The sequence below is a fragment of the Frankia sp. AgB32 genome, from assembly GCF_023243045.1.
In the GTDB taxonomy this organism is placed as follows: domain Bacteria; phylum Actinomycetota; class Actinomycetes; order Frankiales; family Frankiaceae; genus Frankia.
On the sequence record NZ_JALKFX010000139.1, the window covers coordinates 1 to 2,950 of the forward strand.

Consider the following 2,950-nt stretch of genomic DNA (forward strand, 5'->3'; position numbering starts at 1 on the left):
CCCCCGGCCCGCCCCCCCCCCCCCCCCCCGCCGGCCCCCCCCCCGCCCCCCGCCGGGGGGGGGGGGGGGGGGGGGGGGGGGGGGGGGCGGCCCCCCCCCCCCCCCCCCACCACACACTCACCTTCGGGACGCCCGCCCGTCAGGAGCCGGCGGGCACTGCCTGTTCGCGGTGCCGAAGCCAGCGGTGCAGGTCGCGGGCGGTGGCGGCGGCGTGCTCGTGCATCATCGACTGGTGGTCGCCGGCCACGTGCAGGGTGTCATGCGGCATGTCCCAGTCCGCCTCCGCGACCACGTCGGGGCCAGCGTCCGTGCCGGCCGCGCCGGGCCGGTCGGTGCTGGCACGGTCGGTGCTGGCACGGTCGGTGTCGTGGCGGGGCATCCGCTCGGTGGCCCGCAGCAGGGTGACCGGTGTCGCCACCGGTCGGGGCCGCCAGGATTCGAACAGGTCCAGGTAGGCACCCTGCGCGGTGACCTGGGCCTCGGTCATCAGGGCGAACGCCTGGTCGTTGACGGCGATGCCGCGCAGCTCCTCGTGGATGTCCTCCTCGGGGATGCGGTCGGTGGGCAGCCAGGTGTCGAGCAGCACCACCGCGGCCGGTGCGATCCCGCGGTCCTCGAGCTCGGCGGCGATCGCGTGCGCCAGCCAGCCGCCGGAGGAGTAGCCGGCGAGCACCACCGGGGTGATCGCGAACACCCGGGCGATGGTGTCGGCGTGCATCGCGACGACCAGCTCGGCGCTGGCCGGCAGCAGTTCGCCGTCCCCGAACCCGGGGTGCGCCAGTGCGTGGACGTCGCGGTGGCCGTGCAGGTGCAGGGCGAGACGCGCGAAGTTGTGCGGCCCGGACGGCGCCACCATCGACGGCAGGCACACCAGCGGCAGCCGCGCCGGTCCGGTGGCCAGGCGCACCGGGCGCGGCGGGGCGCCGAACTCGGCCAGGGTGGTGAACACCGGCCGCAGCCGGGCCACGGCGCGCAGCACGCCGACACCGTCGGTGAACTTCCCCTGTAGGCATGCCTGCCGGTAGAGGCCCCGCGCGCCGACGCCGAGTTCCTGCGCCGCCGCCGCGCCGGCGCCCGCGAGCACGACCGTGGTGGTGCTCGGCGAGGCCAGCACCGGCTGGGTGGACGCGGCGGCGTGCTCGGCGGCGAGGGCGTCGAGATGCTCGGCGAGGTCGACGACGGTCGGATGTTCGAACACGACCTGCGGGCTCAGGGTCAGCCCGGGCGCCGCCGTCCGGCGCCGGCGCAGCTCCACCGAGGCCAGCGAGTCGAAGCCCAGTTCGAGGAATCGTCGCGCCGGGTCCAGGTCTGCGGGCGTGTCGTGGCCGAGGATCGCCGCCGCCTGCGCGTGGACCAGCGCGACCAGCGCCGGTCCACGCGGCGGGGTCGCCGCGGCGGGCAGCTCCGCCGCCTCGCGCGGGGCCGCCCCGGCCCCGGCGCCGGCCCCGGTCCGCTCACTCGCCGGGTCGGGCAGGGCCTCGAAGAACCGGGCCGGTCGGGCGGCGGTCATCGCCGGCAGCAGGCGGGCCCAGTCGACGTCGACGACGGTCAGGGTCGTCTCCCCGGCGGCGACGGCGCCGGTCAGGGCCTGCGCGGCGAGGTGTGGGCGCAGGGGGCGCAGTCCGCGGCGGAGCAGATGGTCGCGCAGTGCCGGTTCGTCGCCCATCCCCCCGTCGGACCAGGGGCCGAAGGCGACCGTGGTCACCCGCGCGGGCCCGCCGGGCCGGGCCGTCGGGCGGCGCCGGTCGCCGGGGTCGGCGAGGGCGTCGAGGTAGGCGTTGGCGGCGCTGTAGGCGGCCTGGTCGCCGCTGCCCCACACCCCGGCGATGGACGAGAGCAGGACGACGTCGGTGAGGGTGGCGCCGTCCGGGGTGTCCAGGACGCGGTCGAGGGCGGCGGCGCCGGCGACCTTGCCGGCGAGGACGTCGGCGACGGCGGCGAGGCTCAGCCGGGACAGCGCCATGGTCACTCCGGCGACGCCGGCGGCGTGCACGGCCGCGGTGACCGGTTCGCCGCGCTCGGCCTGGCGGCGCAGCAGCGCGGTCAGGGCGGCGTCGTCGGCGACGTCGCAGGCTTCGACGGTGGCGGGGGTGCCGAGCGCGGCGAGGTCGTCGACCAGTGCCTGCGCGCCGGGGGCGGCCGGTCCGCGCCGGCTGGCCAGCACCAGCCGGCGGGCGCCGAGGCGGGCCAGGTGGCGGGCGAGGTGCGCGCCGACGGCGCCGGTGCCACCGGTGATCAGTACGGTGCCCGCCGGGCGCCACGGGGCCGCCGCGGGGCCCGTGGTTCGATCGGGCGGGCCGGCGGGCAGCAGCCGGGGCACCCGTAGGCCCCCCGGGCGGGCGGCGAACTGGTCCTCGCCACCGACGCCGGTCAGGGCGACGCCGAGCCAGAGCAGCGACTGGTCGTCGGGTGGCGACCCGCCCGTCAGGTCGGCGGGCAGGTCGATGAGGCCGCCCCAGGCATGCGGGGACTCCAGGGCGAGGGTCCGGCCCAGTCCCCAGGTCATCGCCTGGTCGGGTCGGGTGATCCGGTCGTCCTCGCCGGCCGCGACCGCGCCGCGGGTCAGCAGCCACAGGGGGGTGTCGATGCGCAGGTCGGCCAGGGCCTGCGCGAGGGTGACGGTGAGCGCGAGTCCGGTGGTGAGGACCGGATGATCCGGGTGGGGGGTGTCGTCGAGGGCGAGCAGTGAGACCAGCCCGCCGACCGGCGTGCCCCCGCCGAGCAGCCCGTCGGCCAGTCGTTGCGCGATGGCGTCGCGGTCGGCCCGGTCGAGCACGATCGGCGTCGGGATCCCACCGAGGCGTTCGATGATCCAGCCGAGGCGGCTGACCAGTGCCGGGGCGGCCCCGGGGGGGGGGGGGGCGCCCCCCCCCCCCCCGACCCTCGTGCGCGGCCCGCGTGGGACCAGGCCGAGGCCGTCACCCACGAGGGTCTCCTGCGGCTGATGCCG

Annotated in this window: 1 protein-coding gene; it reads right to left on the minus strand. The window is 78.4% G+C overall.

Annotated elements, in window-relative coordinates; translation table 11 throughout:
- Positions 1-139: 139 nt before the first annotated feature.
- Positions 140-2,950, minus strand: a 2,811-nt coding sequence (locus MXD60_RS26010; protein ID WP_248822314.1) for a type I polyketide synthase, incomplete at its 5' end; no start/stop codon positions are given.